Genomic DNA, 20,620 nt, shown 5'->3' with positions numbered 1-20,620 from the left:
CCTCGACCGAGGCCGCCTGCTGCTGGGCCGAGGCGCGGATCTCGGCGGCGGCGGCGTTGAGGTCCGAGGTCGCGGCCCGGTTGGTCCGGGCGAGGTCGGAGAGGTTGTCGACCATGGCGTTGAGGGTGCGCCCCAGCCGGGCGATTTCGTCGCGCCCGCCGGCGCGCAGCCGGCCCGAGAGATCGCCCGCACCGACCCGCTCGACGAAGCTCATCACCGCGCCGAGGGGCCGGACGATCAGGCGATTGATCGCGATTCCGATGCCGGCGCAGATCAGAAGCGTGACCAGGGTGCCGCCCCACAGGGCGAGGCTCTCGTTGCGCTCGGCCCGGACGACCCGCTGGTTCAGCGCCGCGCGATGGGCCTCCTCCAGGCTCTCGATGGCGCCGAGCCGGTCCCGCAGGGTGTCGAACAGCTGCTTGCCCGTGCCGGAGGACTCGATGCGCACCGCCTCGGGCCGGGTCGCCGGATCGGCCGCGCCCTGAACGGCCGCCTGGCCGATATCGGTCTGCCAGGTGCGCGCCGCCGTCACGGCATCGGCCAGCAGGCGCGACGACGCGGCATCGGCGCCGACCAGGATCCTGAGGCGGTCGATCGCCGCGTCCAGAGCCGGCCGTCCCTGCCGGTAGGGTTCGAGGCTGCCGTCCCGGCCGGTGAGCAGGTAGCCGCGCAGGCCCGTCTCCTGGTTGAGCAAGGCGTTGCGGAACGCGTCGAGAGCGCGGATCGTCTGGTTCGCGTGGTCGAGCGCGTCGTTCGCGTCCTGCAACTGGCCGCGGGTCAGCAGCACCGCCCCGCTGCTGAGCACCGACACCAGCGCGATGATGCCGATAGCGCTGCCGAGGGTGCGGTTGAGGCCCAAGGTGTTCGGCATGCTCGGCTTTTCCTGACCAGACTGGCGGACGGCCTCGATCGACTGCGACAACCGAGGGCGGCGTAAGCCCATAGCGCCCAAACCAGGCCGGTGCGAGCCGCAGGAGGCCGACGGCGCCCGTCCCGTGGATCCGCCGTCTCCTGCACTCGCAACGGCGGCCGGTTGCCGGAGTCGATCCCGCACGAGGCTGTGGACCTTCCGCCCCACACGCGGTAGAATGAGGGCGAGGTTGATGACCGGTTCGTAATAACGTTTCAGGACCCGGGGGCGGTACCCGGCGCCTCCACCAGAAACATCCTGCCCCGGGCTCGTGCCGGGGCGAAGCAGGCGGCCTTCGCGGTGCGCAGCCTGAGATCAGGGTGTTTCTGCTGGGGGCGAAGTTAGGTTCGACTGGACGGTAAAGGGATCGCGAGTTCTACCCTGTTTCGGCAGGATAAGATGCGACTTTCGGTAAGGACTCGACCGGTTCGGCGCAGGCAACCCCTGTTCCGGGCACCTGACCAAAACTCTAAATGCCAACGATAACGTTGTCATGGATGCCCGCCTCGCGGCGTAAGCATCTTGCGGCAGGGCAGCCGTAGAAACAGAACCCGGGGCTTCGGCCCCGGGGCCCACCTTTTCGAATATGGCGAAGATGGAAACACGCTCCGCGGCGATGCCCGGGGCGCTCGGCGCATGTGTGCCGCATGGGTGCTGCTACGGCGTTGTTGTGTCGTGATCCATTTGCCGTCGACCTCCCAGTGCTTAAAATCGGCATCCGGTTCGACGATACGGCTGCTCGCACGAAGCGCCTCGACGGCTTCAACGTTCGGATTGTGGCTCTCGGGCAACCCTTCGCCGGCGCGACCTCGCGGCGCTGCTCGATCTGGATTAAGTCGTGATCTTCAGGGGGGAGTAATGCGGCTCTGAGAGGCGCCGTCGGCCCGCAGCGGGCCGGCTAAGAGCACCTCACAAAACTCCCGATCACCGGGAGTTCTCCTCTGGCAGCGACGGCGCAGCGGGAGATTTGTGAGAGGCTCTAAGTCATTGAGAATGGTGGAGACGACAGGGATCGAACCTGTGACCTTTCCCATGTCAAGGGAATGCACTACCGCTGTGCTACGTCTCCGTTCCGAACTGCTCAGGTTCATCGAACCTGAAACCGCCGAAATAGTTTAACCGGGTCAGCGACTTATTGGGAGGACCGCTACCATGTCAAGGTAGTGCTCTCCCGCTGAGCTACGCGCCCGGGCCGGTGCTGCGTCAGCACCGGTGGGCGGGGCCTATAGCCGGTGCCCGGCGGGGGCGCAAGCGGGAAGGTTTGTGTGGCGGCTGCCGGTCCCGGTCGGCGGGCTGGAAGCCGCGATGGTGCACGCGGGGAAAAAAATGCGCTATGGCCCTGCCGGCCGGCATTCGGCCGGGCCGCTGAGGCGGTTCCGGCATTCCGCCGCCTCAAGCTTCGGGACATGCGCTACTTCATCGATCACGATCACGGCGACTCGATCCGCGGCTGGATCGTGCCGGACAATCCCCTCGCCATTAGCCGGGTGGTGGTGTCCGTCGGCGGCCAGCGCGTGGCCGAGGTCGCGGCCAGCGTCACCGACGAGGCCTTCAGGCGCAACGGCTGGCACGCCACCGGGCAATGCACCTTCGTGCTGACGCCGGCCGAGGTGCCGGGCCTGCCCGACATCCCGCGCCTCGAACTCTACGACGCCGACACCAACGTCCTGATCTATCGCCGCACGCCCCCGGACGGGTTGGTGCAGCTGCGGACCATGCTGATCAACACCGGCATCGAGGCTGAGACCGCCCTCCAGGCGGCTTTGTTCCCGTATTTCCAGCACTGCTATTTCGGCGTCCACAAGCTGCCGGACGAGATCCTGACCTGCGTCCTGACCGGGCCGGCCGCGCCCTCGGCCTTCCTGTCGGGGGCCGTGACGATCCCGCGCTATGAGAACTTTATGACGCCGGATCTGATGATCACCGCGATCCTGCTGCAGGACCCCTACATCGAGATGGCGACCCGCATGCTCTGGCTTAAGGCCCGGGCCGGCGGCGCCCTGGATCCCACCCGGGGCTGGCGCCTGGGGCCGCTCGCCGAGGCCGCAGCGTTCTCGGACGACTACGACTTCACCGACGTGAAAAGCCTCAAGCGCTATTTCCGCATGCTGCCGGAGCCGGCCTACCGGCTGCTGTACAACCCGCTGACCCGTCAGCTCGGCACCCGCATGCCGGAGGACCGCCTGCATCCGGGCAATTCGATCGCCGCGATCGAGATCCTCGCCCGGGTCGGCATCGTCGGCCACAAGACCCGGTACCAGGCCTTCGCGTCGACCCTGTTCGACCGGCTGGGCATCCACGCCCCGGTGCCGGTGCCGCCGTCGGTGCCGCCCGAGACGCAGGCGCTGGCCGAGCGCCTGCGGACGGTCAAGGCGGTGGAGGAGATGCTGGTGTTCGATGTCGCCATGTCGGATGCCGTAAAGGACTCGATCGACAAGAGCTGGAGCTGATCGTGCCCTCGACCGAGACGGGGGCGCCCGAGACGCGCCTGCCGCCGGCGCATCTGACCGGAACGGGACGCAAGCGTCGTCCCCTGCCGGTGCGGGTGGCGGCGGGCGGCATGTGTGTCGACCTTTCGGGCCTTGCGGGCCGCTGGCTTGAGATCACCCTGGCCAACGACCCGATGGAGGGGCTGGACGCGGTCCCGGTCATGGCGTTCGTCGGGCCGGAGGGGCGTCCGGGGCCGCTGCTGCCCCAGGAGGCTTCGGGCGGAGGCGCCTTCACGTGGATCGGCCGCCTCCCCGAGGGCGTCGCCGCGCTGCGGGTGGCCGATCCCGCCGGGCGGGTCCCGGCCCGCCTGCGCCGGGTCACGGTGCGCCGCCTCGACCGGCCGATCCTGGTCCCGCGCGCGCTCCTGCGCGAGCCGGCGCTCGCCCTGCAGGCGCTGGTCTGGCGGGTCCTCGGCAAGAAGGTGCGGGCGCGCGGCTTCCTGGGGCGGGCGCTGGCCCACCGCCGGGTGACCGGGTACGAGGCCTGGATCCGCGCCCATGGCTACCGCCGGGCGGAGCGCGCCGGGATCGCCGCCGAGATCGACGCCTGGGCCGATCCGCCCCTGATCTCCGTCCTGATGCCGGTGCACGACCCCGATCCGAAGGTGCTGCAGGCCGCCCTCGCCTCCCTGCGGGCTCAGCTCTACCCGCACTGGGAGCTGTGCGTCGTCGACGACGCTTCGACCCGGCCCGCGATCCCCCGGATCCTGCAGCGCGCCGCCGAGGCCGACCCGCGCATCCGCGTGCTGGCCCGGTCCGAGAACGGCCACATCGCCCGGGCCACCAACGACGCGCTGGGCCTCGCCCGCGGCGTCGTCTGCGCCTTCATGGATCACGACGATACGCTCACCGAGGACGCCCTCTACGAGGTCGCCCGGGCGCTCCGCCTCGATCCGGGCCTGGTGCTGATCTACAGTGACGAGGACAAGATCGATCGGCGCGGCCGCCGGTTCGACCCGCATTTCAAGGCGGGTTTCGACCGCGAATTGCTCTACGCGCAGAACTACATCAATCACCTCACCGTGGTCCGGACCGACGCCCTGCGGGCGATCGGCGGCCTGCGCCCGGGCTTCGAGGGCAGCCAGGACCACGACCTGCTGCTGCGGCTCACCGACGGCCTCGATCCGTCCCGCATCCGCCACATCCCGCGGGTGCTCTATCACTGGCGCGCCGCGCAGGGCTCCGGGACCTTCTCGGACCGCGCCCTGGCCAAGGCCGAGGCGGCGCGCCTGCGCGCCCTCGGCGAGGTCGTGGCTCCCTGGGGCGGCCGGGCCGAGCGTGGACCCTCGGGCTTCAACCGCCTGATCCGGCCGCTTCCGCAGCCGGCCCCCCGGGTCTCGGCGATCATCCCGACCCGGGACCGCGCCGAGATCCTGTCGGTCACCCTCGACGGGCTACTGGAACGCACCGACTATCCCGATATCGAGGTGGTGATCGTCGACAACGACAGCCGCGAGCCCGAGACCGTGGCCCTGTTCGCCCGGTATCGCGACGATCCGCGGGTGCGCGTCGTGCCGGTGCCCGGGGCCTTCAACTTCTCGGACCTGTCGAACCGCGGCGCGGCCGCCGCTACCGGCCCGGTGCTGCTGTTCCTCAACAACGACATCGAGGTGCTGGAGCCCGGCTGGCTCGGCGAGCTGGTCCGGCACGCGGTGCGCCCGGAGATCGGCGCCGTCGGGGCGAAGCTGCTCTACCCGGACCTGACGATCCAGCACGGCGGCATCGTGCTCGGGATCGGGGGGGTGGCCGGGCACAGCCATCTCGGCGTGCCGGACGTGGATCCCGGCTACTTCTGCCGGATGGTCATCGCCCACGAGGTCTCGGCGGTCACCGGCGCCTGCCTCGCCATGCGCGCCGAGGTGTTCGATGTGGTCGGCGGTTTCGATGCAGAGGCCCTGAAGGTCGCCTTCAACGACGTCGACCTGTGCCTGAAGATCCGCCGGGCCGGCTATCGCATCGTCTGGACGCCGTTCGCCAAGTTGATTCACCACGAGTCGAAGAGCCGCGGGGCCGAGGACACGCCGGAGAAGCGCAAGCGCTTCGAGGGCGAGGTGCTCACCATGCTCGATCGCTGGGGGCCCGAGCTCCGGGCCGACCCCTACTACAACATCAACCTGTCACGGAATTCGGCGCATTACCGGGTCTAGGACGGGGCGGTCGCCCGGGCCTCGTGAGCGTGCGCTCCGCCCGCGCGGGCGCGCCCCGCTCCGCAGGGTGCCATGCATGCGTCAGTGGGTGAACTTGCGTCGGATGCCGGTTGCGATACCTCTGGACATGCCGCATGAGGCGGTTCCGGCCATGGCGCCCGAACGGGCGCGCGGTGAGGGCGGCTGTCAACAATGAGTGCGAACACCCCAATGGCCTCGTCCACGACCCTGGAGCGCGACGCCCAGCAGGCGACGGGTGACCACAAGGTCCATCCGAACGAGATCGCCATCGGGGTGGTGATCGGCCGCGCGTCCGAATACTTCGACTTCTTCGTGTTCGGCATCGCCTGCGTGCTGGTCTTCCCGAAGGTGTTCTTTCCTTTCGTCGATCCGCTGACCGGGACTCTGTACGCCTTCTCGATCTTCGCCCTCGCCTTCATCGCCCGGCCGATCGGCTCGGTGATCTTCATGGCGATCGACCGCCGGCACGGGCGCAGCGTCAAGCTCACCATCGCGCTGTTCCTGCTCGGCGGCGCCACGGCGGCGGTAAGTTTTCTGCCGCGCTATGACAGCATCGGGATCTCGTCCGTCTACATCCTGGCGGTCCTGCGGGTGCTGCAGGGCCTGGCGCTCGGCGGAGCCTGGGACGGGATGGCCTCCCTGCTCGCCATGAACGCTCCCCGGGAGCGCCGCGGCTGGTACGCGATGATCCCGCAGCTCGGCGCGCCGCTGGGCTTCATGGTGGCGAGCGCCCTGTTCGCGTTCTTCCTGGTCAATCTCGACGAGGCAGACTTCATCGACTGGGGCTGGCGCTTCCCGTTCTACTGCGCCTTCACCATCAACGTCGTCGCCCTGTTCGCCCGGCTGCGCCTGGTCGCCACCGACGAGTTCGCCCGGATGATGGACCTCGACCGGCTGCGGCCGGTCCCGGCCCTGGACCTGTTCCGGCATCATGCCGGCGACGTGATCCGCGGTGCCTTCGTGCCGCTCGCCGGCTTCGCGCTGTTCCACCTCGTGACGATCTTCCCGATCGCCTGGCTGGCGCTCAACAACACCAACCGCTCGCCCGGCGAGTTCCTGATCGTGCAGTTCTCGGGAGCTATCGTCTGCGCCGGCGCGATCGCGGCTTCCGGGCTGATCGCCGACCAGATCGGCCGCCGCAACTGCCTGATCATGAGCGCCTCGCTGATCGGCTTCTTCGCGGTCGGCAGCATCATCGCGCCGCTGCTGTTCGGCGAGAGCGCGATCGGCCAGACGATCTACGTAACGATCGGCTTCATGCTGCTCGGCCTCGCCTACGGCCAGACCGCCGGCGCGGTCACCGCCCGGCTCGGCAATCACTATCGCTACACCGGCGCCGCGCTGACCTCCGACTTCGCCTGGCTGGTCGGCGCCGGCTTCGCCCCGCTGGTGGCGCTGTTCCTGTCGCAGCGCTACGGCCTGGCGATGGTCGGGGTCTACCTTCTGTCCGGCGCGGTCTGCACCCTCGCGGCGCTGTTCCTCGACCGTTCGGAAATGCGCCAGATGTAGTCGGCAGCCGCGCGGCTCGGGCCGCGCGGCCTCCATCCAGAATCTGCCGGGAGCGCCGCGTCACGCGGCACGGCAGGGACGCCGCGCATGCGGCTTGGGATAAAGAGACGAGTGCTGTGACCTCTTCGACCCCTCTCCCGGACAGGATCGCGCCCGCCAAGAGCCGGGGCGGCCCTGCGCGTCGCCTCGTGCCGCTTCTCGCCCTGCTGCCGGTCCTGGCGCTGCAGGGCGGCTGCAACCTCGTGGTCATGAGCCCGGCCGGTTACGTCGCCGAGCAGCAGCGCAACCTCGTGCTCGCCGCCACCGGTCTGATGCTCCTGATCATCATCCCGGTGATCTTCTTCACCCTGTTCTTCGCCTGGCGCTACCGCGCCACCAACGAGGATGCGGTCTACGATCCCGAATGGCACCACTCGACGCAGCTCGAGGTGCTGATCTGGACGGCGCCGCTGATGATCATCATCGCGCTGGGCGCGCTGACCTGGATCGGGACCCACACCCTGGATCCGTTCCGGCCGCTCAGCAAGATCGACGCGAAGCGCGATGTCCCGGCCGGCGTCGAGCCGCTCCAGGTCGAGGTGGTCGCCATGGATTGGAAGTGGCTGTTCCTCTACCCGCAATACGGGATCGCCACGGTCAACGAGCTCGCCGCTCCGGTGGACCGGCCGATCCAGTTCAAGATCACCGCTACCGACGTGATGAACACGTTCTACGTCCCGACGCTCGCCGGCATGGTCTACGCGATGCCGGGCATGCAGACCCAGCTCCACGCGGTGATCAACCGCGAGGGCGCCTACGAGGGCCGCTCGGCGCATTACAGCGGCGCCGGTTTCTCGAACATGTTCTTCAAGTTCAACGGCCTGACCAGCGCGGCCTTCGATCAGTGGGTCGCCAAGACCAAGGCGCAGGGCGGCGCGCTGACCCAGGAGGCCTATCTCGATCTGGAGAAGCCGAGCGAGTCCGAGCCGGCCCGCTTCTACAAGTCCTACCCGAAGGGCCTGTACGACCGGATCATCGGAATGTGCCCCCGGCCGGAGCAGATGTGCGTCGGGGAGATGGTGAAGATCGACGCCCGGGGCGGTGCCTCGGGGGAGGAAGCCCAGGCGAATTACGACCGGCTGCAGTACGACAACCGCATGGCCGATCGCGGCAACGAGGCCCCCGGCGCGACGGGGCCGGCCTCCGGGACCGGCCCGCACGGGCAGACGCAGCCGCAGGGCATGAAGCCCAGGCCCGACATGGGCAACCCGGACTCGCGCGGTCAGGGCGAATCCGCGCTGCCCGGGCAGGAGAAGGCGCCGGAGATGAAGGCGCCTGACAGCCAGGGCCAGAAAGAGGGCGGGCAGATCGCGCCCAAGCAGCTCAACGAGTAAGAATGCTCGCGTGAACGCGAGCCCCACACCGTAAACCGGCGGTCGCCGTCGAACCCATTGAACGGGCCGATCCCATGTTCGCAAACCTGGACCTACAACAGTTGATCCTCGGTCGATTTACGATCGAGCAGATCCCCTATCACGAGCCGATTCTGCAGGCGACCTTCGCCGGCGTGGCCGTGGTCGGCCTCGCCGTCCTCGGCGTGATCACATACTTCCGCTTCTGGGGGCCGCTGTGGCGTGACTGGGTCACGTCCATCGATCACAAGAAGATCGGTATCATGTACTGTATCTTCGCGCTGATCATGCTGCTGCGCGGCTTCGCCGACGCGCTGCTGATGCGCTCGCAGCAGGCGGTGGCGTTCGGTTCGGAGCAGGGCTTCCTGCCGCCGCACCATTACGACCAGATCTTCACCGCCCACGGCATGATCATGATCTTCTTCGTGGCGATGCCGTTCGTCACGGGGCTGATGAACTTCGCGGTGCCGCTGCAGATCGGCGCCCGCGACGTGGCCTTCCCGTTCCTGAACAACTTCAGCTTCTGGATGACGGTGGCCGGCGGCATCCTGGTGATGGTCTCGCTGTTCGTCGGCGAGTTCTCGCGCGCGACCTGGCTCGCCTACCCGCCGCTCTCCGGAGCAGCCATGAGCCCCGGCGTCGGCGTCGACTACTACATCTGGGCGCTGCAGATCGCCGGCATCGGGACCTTGCTGTCGGGCATCAACTTGATCGCGACCATCGTGAAGATGCGCGCGCCGGGCATGACCATGATGAAGCTGCCGATCTTCGTCTGGTCGTCGCTCTGCACCAACATCCTGATCGTGGCCGCCTTCCCGATCCTCACGGCCGTTCTCGTGCTGCTGTCGCTCGACCGCTACGTCGGCACGCACTTCTTCACGAACGACCTTGGCGGCAACGCCATGCTGTACTTCAACCTGATCTGGATCTGGGGCCACCCGGAGGTCTACATCCTGATCCTGCCGGCCTTCGGGGTGTTCTCGGAGATCACCTCGACCTTCTGCGGCAAGCGGTTGTTCGGCTACACCTCGATGGTCTACGCGCTGGTGGTGATCACCATCCTCGCCTACTTGGTGTGGTTGCACCACTTCTTCACCATGGGCTCGGGCGCCGACGTGAACTCGTTCTTCGGGATCACGACGATGATCATCTCGATCCCCACGGGTGCGAAGATCTTCAACTGGATGTTCACCATGTACCGCGGCCGGATCCGGTTCGAGGTGCCGATGCTGTGGGTGGTGGCGTTCATCGTCACCTTCGTGATCGGCGGCATGACCGGCGTCCTGCTGGCGGTGCCCCCGGCCGACTTCGTGCTCCACAATTCGCTGTTCCTGATCGCGCACTTCCACAACGTGATCATCGGCGGCGTGCTGTTCGGCATGTTCGCCGGCGTGACCTTCTGGTTCCCCAAGGCCTTCGGGTTCAAGCTCGACGAGTTCTGGGGCAAGATGGCCCTCGTGTTCTGGGTGAGCGGGTTCTACGTCGCCTTCATGCCGCTCTACGTGCTCGGCCTGATGGGCGTGACCCGGCGCATGCAGCACTTCGACGACCCGTCGCTGCAGATCTGGTTCGTCATCGCGGCCTTCGGCGCGGCGCTCATCGCCTGCGGCATCGCCTCGCAGATCATCATGTTCGTGGTCTCGATCCGCAATCGCGAGAAGCTGCGCGACCTGACCGGCGACCCGTGGGGCGGCCGGACGCTCGAATGGTCCACCTCCTCGCCGCCGCCGGACTACAACTTCGCCTTCACCCCGGTGGTCCACGATTCCGACGCGTGGTGGGACATGAAGAACCGCGGCTTCGCCCGTCCGATGACCGGCTACAAGCCGATCCACATGCCCAAGAACACCGCCTCCGGCGCCATCCTGGCGGCCCTGAACTTCACCTTCGGCCTGGCCATGGTCTGGTACGTCTGGTGGCTGGCGGCGCTCTGCTTCGTGGCGATCTTCGTCGTCGCGATCCTCCACACCTTCAACTACAATCGCGACTTCTACATTCCTGCCGACACGGTCAGTCGGACGGAAGGTCAGCGGTCGCGCGAACTGGAAATGGCGTGATTCGATGATGCACGGGGAGACTGCACCCCCCGGCGCCGCGGCGCCGGTCTTCTACCAGACCGACGAGGAGGGCCATCATTCCGAGGGCTCGACGATGCTCGGGTTCTGGCTCTACCTGATGAGCGACTGCCTCATCTTCGCAACCCTGTTCGCGACCTACGGGGTGCTCGGCCGCAGCTATGCGGCCGGGCCGACCCCCAAGGACCTGTTCGACCTGCCGGGCATCGCGGTGAACACCGCGATGCTGCTGTTCTCGTCCATCACCTACGGCTTCGCCATGCTGGAGATGGATCGGAATCGGATCAAGCAGACGCAGATCTGGCTGGCGATCACCGGCCTGTTCGGCGTGGCCTTCGTGTCCCTGGAGATCCGGGAATTCGTCCACCTGTTCCATGAGGGCGCCCCGCCCTGGCGCAGCGCCTTCCTGTCGTCGTTCTACACCCTGGTGGCGACGCACGGCCTGCACGTCTCGGTCGGCATCCTCTGGCTGGTCGTGCTGCTGGTGCAACTGCGCAAGCACGGCCTGATCGTCGAGAACAAGCGCCGGCTGATGTGCCTGTCGATGTTCTGGCACTTCCTCGACCTGATCTGGATCGGGGTGTTCACCGTCGTCTACCTGATGGGAGTGCTCGAATGAGCGCCGACGCGCACCACCTGTCCGGGCACGGCCAGGATACCCACGACGCGCACGCCCACAGCGAAGGCGGGCACGGCAGCTTCGGCAGCTACATCACCGGCTTCGTCCTGTCGGTGATCCTGACGGTGATCCCGTTCTGGCTGGTGATGGGCAACGTGCTCGACAACAGCCTCGTCACCACCCTGGTGATCCTGGCGCTGGGCGGCGTGCAGATGATCGTGCACGTCATCTACTTCCTGCACATGAACACGAAGTCGGAGGGCGGCTGGACCTTCCTGGCCCTGATCTTCACCATCATGGTCGTGGTGATCATGCTCTCGGGCTCGGTGTGGGTGATGTACCACCTCAACCACAACATGATGCCGATGGATGCCCACGACGTCATGAACAACGCCCGCTGAGCGCGCGTTCGGAGATGGGGCCCGCGGGGTCGGGAGGGGGGGCTGATCCGAGATTGGCCCCCTCCCCGGCCCCGCTCTCGTTGCTGCGGCGCGTCGTGTTCGGCGTCGCTGCGGGCTTCGTGTTCGTCGTGCTCGTCGGACTCGGAACCTGGCAGGTCCAGCGCCGGACCTGGAAGCTCGACCTGATCGCCCGGGTCGATGCAAGGGTTCACGCGCTGGCCGTGCCGGCCCCCGGCCCCGCCGAATGGCCGCGCATCGGCCCCAACGACGCCTACCGGCATGTCTGGCTGGCCGGCACCTTCATCCACGACCGGGAAACCCTGGTCCAGGCCGTGACCGAGCGCGGCGGCGGCTTCTGGGTGCTGACGCCGCTTCGCCGCTCTGACGGCAGCCTCGTGCTCGTCAATCGCGGCTTCGTTCCGGGGGCGAACCGCGACCCCGCGACCCGGCAGGCCGGCCAGGAGGCGGGCGAGACCCGCGTGACTGGCCTCCTGCGGCTGACCGAGCCCGGCGGCGCGTTCCTGCGGTCGAACGACCCCAGGGACGGGCGCTGGTACTCGCGCGACGTGGCCGCCATCGCGGCGGCCCGGGGCCTCACCGACGTCGCCCCCTACTTCGTCGATGCCGACGCGACGCCCAATCCCGGCGGCCTGCCTTTGGGCGGCCTTACGGTGATCGCCTTCCCGAACAGCCACCTGGTCTACGCCCTGACCTGGTACGGGATGGCGCTGATGCTCGCATGCGCGGTGATCTACGTCCTCCGCAGCCGCGGGGTCTCTAGACCTGTGGGGGAGTAGCCCGGTTTCCGGGGGCGTCTATAATGAGGTGACAAACGCCATAACGAGTCACCGCCATGACCACCCGCATTCCGAACTTCGCCGAGATATCTTGGGTCGGCGAACCGCTTGCGGTGGCGTCGCCGGCATTGCCTGAGCCCTGGATGACCCCGGAGGGCATTCCGGTGAAGGGCCGGTACGGGCCGGAGGACCGCGAGGGCATCGAGTTCCTCGACACCTTTCCTGGCATCGCGCCGTTCCTGCGCGGCCCCTACCCGACCATGTACGTCACCCAGCCCTGGACGATCCGGCAATATGCCGGCTTCTCCACGGCCGAGGATTCGAACGCCTTCTACCGGCGCAACCTCGCGGCCGGCCAGAAGGGCCTGTCAGTGGCCTTCGATCTCGCCACCCACCGCGGCTACGATTCCGACCACCCGCGCGTCTCGGGCGATGTCGGCATGGCCGGCGTGGCGATCGACTCGATCTACGACATGCGGACGCTGTTCTCCGGCATCCCCCTCGACGAGATGACCGTGTCGATGACGATGAACGGCGCGGTGCTGCCGATCCTCGCCCTCTACATCGTCGCCGCAGAGGAACAGGGCGTGCCGCCGCAGAAACTCGCCGGCACGATCCAGAACGATATTCTCAAGGAATTCATGGTCCGCAACACCTACATCTATCCCCCCAAAGGATCGATGCGGATCATCTCCGATATCTTCGCCTATACGTCGAAGAATATGCCGAAATTCAACTCGATCTCGATCTCCGGCTATCACATGCAGGAGGCCGGGGCGACGAACGACCTGGAGCTCGCCTACACGCTGGCGGACGGCGTCGAGTACATCAAGGCCGGACTGGCCGCCGGCCTGACCATCGACCAGTTCGCCCCGCGCCTGTCGTTCTTCTGGGCGATCTCGACCAACTTCTTCATGGAGATCGCCAAGATGCGGGCCGCGCGCCTGATCTGGGCCAAGCTGGTGAAGGGGTTCGATCCGAAGTCCGAGAAGTCGCTGGCGCTGCGGACCCATTCCCAGACCTCCGGCTGGTCGCTCACCGCCCAGGACGTGTTCAACAACGTCACCCGCACCAATATCGAGGCGATGGCGGCGACGCAGGGCGGCACGCAGTCCCTGCACACCAACGCGCTCGACGAGGCGCTGGCGCTCCCCACCGACTTCTCCGCCCGGATCGCGCGCAACACCCAGCTGTTCCTGCAGCAGGAGAGCGGCACCTGTCGGATCGTCGACCCGTGGGGCGGCTCCTACTATGTGGAAAAACTCACCGCCGACATCGCCGCCCGGGCCTGGGAGCATATCCGCGAGGTCGATCAGCTCGGCGGCATGGCCAAGGCGATCGAGGCCGGCATCCCCAAGCTGCGGATCGAGGAGGCCGCCGCCCGCGCCCAGGCCCGGATCGATTCCGGCCGGCAGACCATCGTGGGGATCAACAAGTTCAAGTCCGACGACGACATGGCCATCGACCTCCTGCGGGTCGACAACGGCAATGTCCGCCGCCTGCAGATCGACAAGCTCAAGCGCCTGCGCTCCGAGCGCGACGAGGCCGCCGTCACGGCCCGGCTCGAGGCGCTGACCAAGGCCGCCGAGACCAACGAGAACTTGCTCGAACTCGCGGTCGACGCGGCCCGGGCCAAGGCGACGGTGGGCGAGATTTCCGAGGCTCTGGAGAAGGCCTGGGGCCGGCACCGCGCCGAGATCCGCTCGATCTCCGGCGTCTACAAGCGCGAGGTGGGGGGCATGTCGCCAGTGGTCGAGGAAGTCCGGGCGCTGGTCGAGGCGTTCGAGGAGAACGACGGCCGCCGGCCGCGCATCCTGGTCGCCAAGATGGGCCAGGACGGGCACGACCGCGGCCAGAAGGTGATCGCCTCGGCCTTCGCCGACCTCGGCTTCGACGTGGATATCGGGCCGCTCTTCGCCACCCCGGCCGAGGCGGCCCGGCAGGCGGTGGAGAACGACGTGCACATCGTCGGCGTCTCGTCGCTGGCGGCCGGGCATCTCACCCTGGTGCCGGAACTGAAGGCCGCGCTCACCGAGCAGGGCCGCGACGACGTGATGATCGCCATCGGCGGCGTGATCCCGCCGGGCGACTACGACGCCCTGGTGGCGGCGGGCGCCTCGGCGATCTTCCCGCCCGGCACGGTGATCGCCGAGGCCGCGGTCAAGCTGATCCGCGCGCTGAACGACCGGCTGGGCTACGCGGCCCGACAGGCGGCGGAGTAGGATCGGGGCCCATCTCCCCGATCGCGGGGAGACGGGGTGACGCTCAGTTCAACGCCTGCGGGTCCGCCTCCGTGAGGAAGGCCGCGACCGCGTGGAGGAACTGCATGCGGTTTTTCTCCATCATCACCGTGTGCGTGCCCTCCCCGAGCTCGATGAAGCGCTTGTAGGGGGCGTGCGTGAGCTTCGTGAAGTATTCCTGCGCCTGGTAGCTCGGCAGATCCGCGTCCCATTCGGCGTGGATGATCAGCACCGGCACGCGGATATCGCCCGGGTCGTAGAGCGGCTTGCCCGCGGCCCAGTACGCGTCCTTGTCGGCCACGGTGCCGTTCGGCGCCCGCAGCACCGGCGGCGATTGCCGGGCGCCGACCGGGTCGGTGGCGAAGGTCGCGTCGGCCCATTGGTCGAACCAGCCCGGCGGGATCAGGTCGGCCTGCTTGTCCTCGGGCACCCCGGTGAGCCAGCGCGCCTTGGCGCTGTCCCGGCTGACGCTGCGATAGGCGCCGAGCGGCCCGGAGCCGCCGCCCATCAGGGCCGGCGTGCGCGCCAGCCATTGCGGCGCGTAGAGGACCAGCCGGTTCACCCGGTCGTTGTGGGTGCTGGTGTAGAGCCCCATGGTCGAGGTCCCCCAGGACCAGCCCATCAGGTCGATCTTGTCGACGTTGCGCCTCTTCAGGATGAAGTCGACGACCTGCCCTACCACCTTGGCCGCGTCCGGCGTGCGCATGAACGGCGGATTGTCGGCGGCCGGGGCGCTCATCGGCGCCGGGCGCCCGGATTGCCCGTAGCCCGGTAGGTCCACGAGGTAGACGTCGAATCCCTGGCCGGCGAAATAGTCCATCGCCGACATCCCGCCGAGCGGCAGGTCGAAGGCCGTGGACGCCGGATAGGTCGAGCCGTGCACGAACAGCAGGATCCGGTCGCCCGCGAAGCGTTCGGTTCCGGCCGGGTGCTTGTTGCGCACGTAGACGTCGATGCCCGGCTCGCTCCACGGCAGGCGGAATTCTTCGGTCTGCAGCCGGCCCGCGGGCGCGGCCATTGCGGCGGACGGCGACAGGGTCGCGGCGAGGCCGGCCGCCGCGAGGGCGCCGAACATCTGCCGCCGCGGCAATCCGCTCTTCTGTCGTGGCCTGCCCCGGCGCGGGCGCGTCTGCGATGGTCCGTCCGACATGCTATCCTCCCGGCCGCCTTATCTGGCGGATCGGGCGATACAACCGCCGTGGCCTGACAGGCGCAACCGTTGGTGCGCCCAGCCGACACACGAAGAGCCGGTTTCGTCGCCCGATCCGTTCAAACCGCTGTGACAAAGCCGCCGCGATTCCATGCCGGACGGGTGACGCCACGCCCCCGGGCGGGCATTGAGGCGGGAGATCCAGGGAGACGTCGCCGCGATGCCGACCCCGAAGCACATCGACACCACGCCCTTCCCCGACCAGAAGCCGGGCACCTCCGGGCTGCGCAAGAAGGTGCCGGTGTTCCGGCAGCCGAACTACGTCGAGAACTTCGTCCAGGCGATCTTCGACACCCTGCCCGACAAGGCAGGCACCACCCTGGTGCTCGGCGGCGACGGGCGCTTCCTCAACCGCGAGGTGGTGCAGAAGATTCTTAGGCTCGCCGCCGGCAATGGCTTCGGCCGGGTGCTGGTCGGGCGCGGCGGCCTGCTCTCGACGCCGGCGGCCTCCTGCGTGATCCGCAAGGCCCAGGCGATCGGCGGCATCATCCTGTCGGCGAGCCACAATCCGGGCGGCCCGGACGGCGATTTCGGCATCAAGTTCAACGCCGCCAATGGCGGCCCGGCGCCCGAGACAGTCACGGACGCGATCTTCGCGCGGGCCAAGGCGCTCACCCGCTACAGCCTGATCGAGGCCCCGGATCTCGACCTCGACACCCTGGGCGAGACCCGCCTCGGCGCCATGACGGTCGCGGTCATCGACCCGGTGGCCGATTACGCCGACCTGATGCGCACGCTGATCGATTTCGGCGCCGTGTCCCGCCTGTTCGCCGCGGGCTTCCGCATGCGCTTCGACGCGATGAGCGCGGTGACCGGCCCCTACGCGGTCGCGATCCTGGAGGGCATGCTCGGCGCCCCCCGGGGGACGGTGGTCAACGCCATTCCGAAGGAGGATTTCGGCGGCCATCACCCGGATCCGAACCCGGTCCATTGCCACGACCTGTTCGATCTGATGCAGGGGCCGGACGCCCCGGATTTCGGCGCCGCCTCGGACGGCGACGGCGACCGCAACATGATCGTGGCCCCGGGCCTGTTCGTGACGCCGAGCGACAGCCTCGCCCTGCTCGCCGCCCACGCCCACCGGGCGCCGGGCTATGCGGGCGGGCTGGCCGGCATCGCCCGGTCGATGCCCACGAGCCGCGCCGCCGACCGGGTCGCGGCAGCCCTCGGCATCAGAGCCTACGAGACGCCCACCGGCTGGAAGTTTTTTGGGAATTTGCTCGATGCCGGGCTGATCACCCTGTGCGGCGAGGAGAGCGCCGGCACCGGCTCGAACCACGTGCGCGAGAAGGACGGGCTCTGGGCGGTCTTGCTCTGGCTCAACATCCTGGCCGCCACGGGCGAGCGCGCCGACGCGCTGGTCCGGGCGCATTGGCGGACCCACGGGCGCGACTACTACGCCCGCCACGATTACGAGGAGGTGGATTCGGACGCCGCCAACGGCCTGATGGACGCGCTGCGCGAAAAGCTCGCCGGGCTGCCGGGCACGCGCCTCGGCGACCTCACGGTCTCGACGGCCGACGAGTTCGCCTATCGCGATCCCGTGGACGGCTCGCTGACCGAGCGCCAGGGCATCCGGATCAGCTTCGCCGAGGATGCCCGCGTGGTCTTCCGCCTCTCGGGCACCGGCACCGCCGGGGCGACGCTCCGGGTCTATCTGGAGCGCTACGAGGCCGATCCGGCCCGGCTCGACCTGCCCGTGGCCGAGGTGCTGGCCCCGGTCGTGGCCGCGGCCCGCGCCATCGCGGAGATCGAGCCCCGCACCGGTCGGGCCGAGCCGAGCGTGGTGACGTGAACCGGAGCGCTTAGGCCACTCTCGTCCGGTCGCCCTCCCCCGGTGCGGCGATCCCCATCGCGGTTGCGATCACATCCGCATCTGCCAGGGAGATCGCGAACAGTCCGAACCGAAACTGGGACCCCCAGTTCCGAGTGCGGCGTGTGAACGCCAGCCGTTCGAGCAGCGGCCGGATCGGTGCCTCGCGCGAGGGATCCCAATCGACGTTGCGCCGCCACGGCATGAACCCGGCCGCCATCGCGACCTGATACGGCGCGCCGTCGCGGACCGTCCCATGCGCCGTGAACGCCTGGAGCCGCTGCCGGTCGCCCATCCGTTCGGTGGGCGCATAGTAGATCACCCGATCGCCGGGTGTGATTCGCCGGAGTGGTGCGGCCTTGCCATGACAGACCTGCATGATGCCCAGGCTCCGCCCGATCCGGACATGCTCGGCCGACGCAACTGCGATCCATGCCCTGACCATCGCCTATTGATCCTCGGTCCGCGCATAGACGCGCAACCGGTGCCCGTCCGGATCGACGGCGACGAAGCTCCTGCCGAAATCAAGATCGGTGGGCTGCAGGAGGATCTCGGCGCCCTTCGCTCGCCAGTCGGCGTGGATCGCGTCCACGCTTGCGACCGTGTCGACCCGGAAGCCGATCTCACTGCCGCCGCCCGTTTGCGTGGGGGGCGGTACGATATCGGTCCGCGCCCACAGGCTCAGCGCCAGCCCCGAGGGCAGCGCGAACAGCACGAAGGTCGGGCTCGCCTCGACCGGCTCCCGGCCGAGCAGGCGCGCGTAGAGGCGCGCACTGGCCTCCGGGTCGGTGACGTAGAGAAGGATGTTGGTGGGCTCGGTCATCGGTCGCTCCTGTCGGATGGGGGCGCGACCTCGATATCCGGTGCTCCTGCCAGATTCCGGCAGCATCAATCGGCGGGGTCGGTGATCCCCTCGGCGCGCCGCCAGTCCTTGAGCAGCGCCTGCCGGCGCCGCGGATAGCGGGTGCCGAGCAGGTCCGCGGCGGCGATCCGGTCGGTGCGGAAATGCCGGAAGCCCTGACGCAGCTCGCACCAGCCCAGCAGGATGCGGACGGAATCGAAGAACGCCAGCGCGAACGGCCAGACGATCCGCTCGGACGCTGCGCCCGTCCCGTCGCGATAGCAGAGCGCCAGCTTGCGCTCGGTCCGGATCGCCCTGCGCAACAGGGCGGGATCGACCGCCACAGATGGCGCGGGCGTGCCGGGGCCGACCAGCAGCGCGGAACCCTCGAAGGTCTCGCGCAGGTCGTCGGGCAGGACCGCGCCGATCCGGGCGAGCGCGCTCCGGGCCGCGCCGCTCAGCCGGTCATCGGCGCGGTCGGCCACCCAGCGCGAGCCCAGGACCAGCGCCTCGATCTCCTCCGGGCTGAACATCAGCGGCGGCAGCAGAAAGCCCGGCTTCAGGACGTAGCCGACCCCCGGCTCTCCTTCGATGGACGCCCCCATCGCCTGAAGGCTCGCGATGTCCCGGTAGAGGGTGCGCAGGCTCACGCCGATCTCTTCGGCCAGCACGCGACCGCTGACCGGGCGCCGGTGCCGCCGCAGGGCGTGGAGCAGGTCGAACAGGCGTTCCGAGCGGGACATGGGGCGCATCTACGCCGGCATGGCTGCCATCGGATGACAGCATCGGCCGTTCAGGCCTGCTGCGGAGGCGCGGCGCCGATCGTCTTCACCATGTGCACGGTGATGTCGTCGTCCCGCGTCCGGCCCGGGCCGTCATACGGTTCCTCGCGCTCCACCCGGTAGCCGAGGGCGGCGTAGAGGCGCAGGTTCGCCGTGTATTTGTTATGCGTGTACAGGCGCAGCCGCGGGAGCCCTGCCTCGGCAGCGATCGTTTCGGCGCGGGCCAGCAGCCGTTTGCCGAAGCCCCGGCCCTGATAACGCGGATGCACCGCGACGTTGACGATCAGCAGGTGGTCGTTCCCTTCGCGGTCTCTTCGCGTGGTCTCGATCAGGGCGGCCAACGCTTCGCCGAATTCGAGCAGGTCGAAGCGGTGGTGCCGCACGGCCTGCGCGTAATCGGCCTGCATCGGCGTCGGCAGGCGCCCGATCAGCGGGATCCACTTGGCATAGGCCGCGTCCACCAGGGCCCGGATCGCCGCCGCGTCGGCCGGCTCGCCCCGTCTGATCCCGACTGTCTCGGCCACCTCGAAAGACCTCCTGTGGTTGACCCGGGCGGGTCCATCCCCTAAAGACCCGGCCGTCGATGGGGCTCCGCACGGGGCCCCGTCGCGTTTTCACGCGCACCCGTGGGCGGGATCCTCCCGCCCTGTCGTCCCGGCGCTCAGGCGTCCGGGAAAAGGAGGGCGCGTTCCTCAATCTCGGTCACGAGAGGACGCGAAACATATGTCGAAGCGGATTCAGGCGAAGCACAAGCTCGACCGCCGCATGGGCCAGAACATCTGGGGCCGCCCGAAGAGCCCCGTCAACCGCCGCGAATACGGCCCCGGCCAGCACGGCCAGCGCCGCAAGGGCAAGATGAGCGACTTCGGCACGCAGCTGCGCGCCAAGCAGAAGCTCAAGGGCTATTACGGCAACATCACCGAGAAGCAGTTCCGCCGCTACTACGCCGAGGCGATCCGCCTGCGCGGCGATTCCGGCGAGAACCTGGTCGGCCTGCTCGAGCGGCGCCTCGACGCCGTCGTGTACCGGGCGAAGTTCGTGGCGACCCCGTTCGCGGCGCGCCAGTTCGTCAACCACGGCCACGTCAAGGTCAACGGCGTGCGGGTCAACATCCCGAGCTACCAGGTGAAGGCCGGCGACCTCATCGAGGTCAAGGAATCCTCCCGCCAGCTCGAGATCGTCATCGTGGCGACCCAGCTGCCCGAGCGCGACGTGCCGGACTACATCGAGGCCGATCACGCCAAGATGACCGCCCGGGTCACCCGCATTCCCAGCCTGTCCGAGGTGCCCTACCCGGTGCAGATGGAGCCGAACCTCGTCATCGAGTTCTACTCCCGCTGATTTCTCGGGGATCGCACGCCGTGGCCGAGCCGGC

Annotated in this window: 17 protein-coding genes, 1 tRNA gene and 1 other RNA gene; 12 read left to right on the top strand and 7 right to left on the bottom strand. The window is 68.5% G+C overall.

The window, feature by feature from the left end:
* A partial coding sequence (locus MKL11_RS15340) for a CHASE3 domain-containing protein (protein WP_243944837.1) occupies nt 1–871 on the bottom strand: 871 nt, incomplete at its 3' end.
* A gap of 186 nt (nt 872–1,057) precedes the next feature.
* Between MKL11_RS15340 and ssrA the strand changes: the two genes are divergently transcribed.
* Nucleotides 1,058–1,469: a transfer-messenger RNA gene (ssrA, locus tag MKL11_RS15335) on the top strand.
* A gap of 435 nt (nt 1,470–1,904) precedes the next feature.
* Here ssrA and MKL11_RS15330 read toward each other — a convergent pair.
* A tRNA-Val gene (locus tag MKL11_RS15330) sits at nt 1,905–1,979 on the bottom strand.
* A 337-nt stretch (nt 1,980–2,316) separates the two neighbouring features.
* Between MKL11_RS15330 and MKL11_RS15325 the strand changes: the two genes are divergently transcribed.
* The 9 genes from MKL11_RS15325 (at nt 2,317) to scpA (ending at nt 14,581) form a co-directional block, all read left to right on the top strand.
* The gene (locus MKL11_RS15325; protein WP_243944835.1) at nt 2,317–3,360 is read left to right on the top strand and encodes a hypothetical protein; all 1,044 of its coding nucleotides are present in this window, start codon (nt 2,317–2,319) and stop codon (nt 3,358–3,360) included.
* Nucleotides 3,360–5,546: a glycosyltransferase family 2 protein gene (locus tag MKL11_RS15320; RefSeq protein WP_243944847.1), complete on the top strand. Its 2,187-nt coding sequence runs from the start codon at nt 3,360–3,362 to the stop codon at nt 5,544–5,546. The genes MKL11_RS15325 and MKL11_RS15320 overlap by 1 nt, the downstream gene beginning before the upstream one ends.
* A 192-nt stretch (nt 5,547–5,738) precedes the next feature.
* Nucleotides 5,739–7,076: an MFS transporter gene (locus tag MKL11_RS15315; protein WP_243944832.1), complete on the top strand. Its 1,338-nt coding sequence runs from the start codon at nt 5,739–5,741 to the stop codon at nt 7,074–7,076.
* Nucleotides 7,077–7,192: 116 nt separating this feature from the next.
* Nucleotides 7,193–8,449, top strand: a complete 1,257-nt coding sequence (cyoA, locus tag MKL11_RS15310; RefSeq protein ID WP_243944830.1) for a ubiquinol oxidase subunit II — start codon at nt 7,193–7,195, stop codon at nt 8,447–8,449.
* Nucleotides 8,450–8,523: 74 nt separating this feature from the next.
* Complete coding sequence (cyoB, locus tag MKL11_RS15305; RefSeq protein WP_243944828.1) at nt 8,524–10,524, top strand: cytochrome o ubiquinol oxidase subunit I; 2,001 nt, start codon at nt 8,524–8,526, stop codon at nt 10,522–10,524.
* Nucleotides 10,525–10,528: 4 nt separating this feature from the next.
* The gene (cyoC, locus tag MKL11_RS15300; protein WP_243944826.1) at nt 10,529–11,161 is read left to right on the top strand and encodes a cytochrome o ubiquinol oxidase subunit III; all 633 of its coding nucleotides are present in this window, start codon (nt 10,529–10,531) and stop codon (nt 11,159–11,161) included.
* Entirely contained in the window at nt 11,158–11,562 is a 405-nt protein-coding gene (gene cyoD, locus MKL11_RS15295) for a cytochrome o ubiquinol oxidase subunit IV (RefSeq protein ID WP_243944824.1), read from the top strand. Before cyoC ends, cyoD begins: the two co-directional genes overlap by 4 nt.
* Nucleotides 11,563–11,576: 14 nt before the next feature.
* A complete protein-coding gene (locus tag MKL11_RS15290; protein ID WP_243944822.1) occupies nt 11,577–12,359 on the top strand; it encodes an SURF1 family protein in 783 nt (260 codons plus the stop codon).
* Between the two features lie 56 nt (nt 12,360–12,415).
* Complete coding sequence (scpA, locus tag MKL11_RS15285) at nt 12,416–14,581, top strand: methylmalonyl-CoA mutase (RefSeq protein WP_243944820.1); 2,166 nt, start codon at nt 12,416–12,418, stop codon at nt 14,579–14,581.
* A gap of 43 nt (nt 14,582–14,624) precedes the next feature.
* On the opposite strand, the gene MKL11_RS15280 is transcribed toward scpA, so the two are convergent.
* Complete coding sequence (locus MKL11_RS15280; RefSeq protein WP_243944818.1) at nt 14,625–15,749, bottom strand: alpha/beta hydrolase; 1,125 nt, start codon at nt 15,747–15,749, stop codon at nt 14,625–14,627.
* Nucleotides 15,750–15,969: 220 nt separating this feature from the next.
* On the opposite strand from MKL11_RS15280, the gene MKL11_RS15275 reads away from it, so the two are divergent.
* Nucleotides 15,970–17,604 carry an alpha-D-glucose phosphate-specific phosphoglucomutase gene (locus MKL11_RS15275; RefSeq protein WP_243944816.1) on the top strand — a complete coding sequence of 545 codons (1,635 nt, stop codon included), beginning with the start codon at nt 15,970–15,972 and terminating at the stop codon, nt 17,602–17,604.
* 10 nt (nt 17,605–17,614) lie between these two features.
* On the opposite strand, the gene MKL11_RS15270 is transcribed toward MKL11_RS15275, so the two are convergent.
* From MKL11_RS15270 to MKL11_RS15255, 4 genes are all read right to left on the bottom strand, one after another.
* Nucleotides 17,615–18,067: an EVE domain-containing protein gene (locus tag MKL11_RS15270; RefSeq protein WP_243944814.1), complete on the bottom strand. Its 453-nt coding sequence runs from the start codon at nt 18,065–18,067 to the stop codon at nt 17,615–17,617.
* A gap of 3 nt (nt 18,068–18,070) precedes the next feature.
* On the bottom strand, nt 18,071–18,445 hold the full coding sequence (locus MKL11_RS15265) for a VOC family protein (RefSeq protein ID WP_243944813.1): 375 nt from the start codon (nt 18,443–18,445) through the stop codon (nt 18,071–18,073).
* A gap of 65 nt (nt 18,446–18,510) precedes the next feature.
* Nucleotides 18,511–19,206: a helix-turn-helix transcriptional regulator gene (locus tag MKL11_RS15260; RefSeq protein WP_243944812.1), complete on the bottom strand. Its 696-nt coding sequence runs from the start codon at nt 19,204–19,206 to the stop codon at nt 18,511–18,513.
* A 50-nt stretch (nt 19,207–19,256) separates the two neighbouring features.
* Nucleotides 19,257–19,769: a GNAT family N-acetyltransferase gene (locus tag MKL11_RS15255; RefSeq protein WP_243944811.1), complete on the bottom strand. Its 513-nt coding sequence runs from the start codon at nt 19,767–19,769 to the stop codon at nt 19,257–19,259.
* 199 nt (nt 19,770–19,968) lie between these two features.
* On the opposite strand from MKL11_RS15255, the gene rpsD reads away from it, so the two are divergent.
* Nucleotides 19,969–20,586, top strand: coding sequence for a 30S ribosomal protein S4 (gene rpsD / locus MKL11_RS15250; protein ID WP_007558459.1), 618 nt, complete (start codon nt 19,969–19,971; stop codon nt 20,584–20,586).
* Nucleotides 20,587–20,620 lie beyond the last annotated feature (34 nt).

This window comes from Methylobacterium sp. J-077, assembly GCF_022829365.1.
Taxonomy (GTDB): domain Bacteria; phylum Pseudomonadota; class Alphaproteobacteria; order Rhizobiales; family Beijerinckiaceae; genus Methylobacterium.
Note: the sequence above shows the minus strand (reverse complement) of the source record. Positions and strands in the feature narration are given on the sequence as shown.

Coding starts and splice junctions, on each gene's coding strand:
- MKL11_RS15275 (WP_243944816.1), top strand. CDS start 15,970: ATGCCGACCCCGAAGCACATCGACACCACGCCCTTCCCCGACCAGAAG.
- MKL11_RS15315 (WP_243944832.1), top strand. CDS start 5,739: ATGAGTGCGAACACCCCAATGGCCTCGTCCACGACCCTGGAGCGCGAC.
- cyoB (WP_243944828.1), top strand. CDS start 8,524: ATGTTCGCAAACCTGGACCTACAACAGTTGATCCTCGGTCGATTTACG.
- MKL11_RS15265 (WP_243944813.1), bottom strand. CDS start 18,445: ATGACCGAGCCCACCAACATCCTTCTCTACGTCACCGACCCGGAGGCC.
- MKL11_RS15280 (WP_243944818.1), bottom strand. CDS start 15,749: ATGTCGGACGGACCATCGCAGACGCGCCCGCGCCGGGGCAGGCCACGA.
- rpsD (WP_007558459.1), top strand. CDS start 19,969: ATGTCGAAGCGGATTCAGGCGAAGCACAAGCTCGACCGCCGCATGGGC.
- MKL11_RS15325 (WP_243944835.1), top strand. CDS start 2,317: ATGCGCTACTTCATCGATCACGATCACGGCGACTCGATCCGCGGCTGG.
- MKL11_RS15260 (WP_243944812.1), bottom strand. CDS start 19,206: ATGTCCCGCTCGGAACGCCTGTTCGACCTGCTCCACGCCCTGCGGCGG.
- scpA (WP_243944820.1), top strand. CDS start 12,416: ATGACCACCCGCATTCCGAACTTCGCCGAGATATCTTGGGTCGGCGAA.
- MKL11_RS15270 (WP_243944814.1), bottom strand. CDS start 18,067: ATGGTCAGGGCATGGATCGCAGTTGCGTCGGCCGAGCATGTCCGGATC.
- cyoC (WP_243944826.1), top strand. CDS start 10,529: ATGATGCACGGGGAGACTGCACCCCCCGGCGCCGCGGCGCCGGTCTTC.
- MKL11_RS15290 (WP_243944822.1), top strand. CDS start 11,577: ATGGGGCCCGCGGGGTCGGGAGGGGGGGCTGATCCGAGATTGGCCCCC.
- cyoD (WP_243944824.1), top strand. CDS start 11,158: ATGAGCGCCGACGCGCACCACCTGTCCGGGCACGGCCAGGATACCCAC.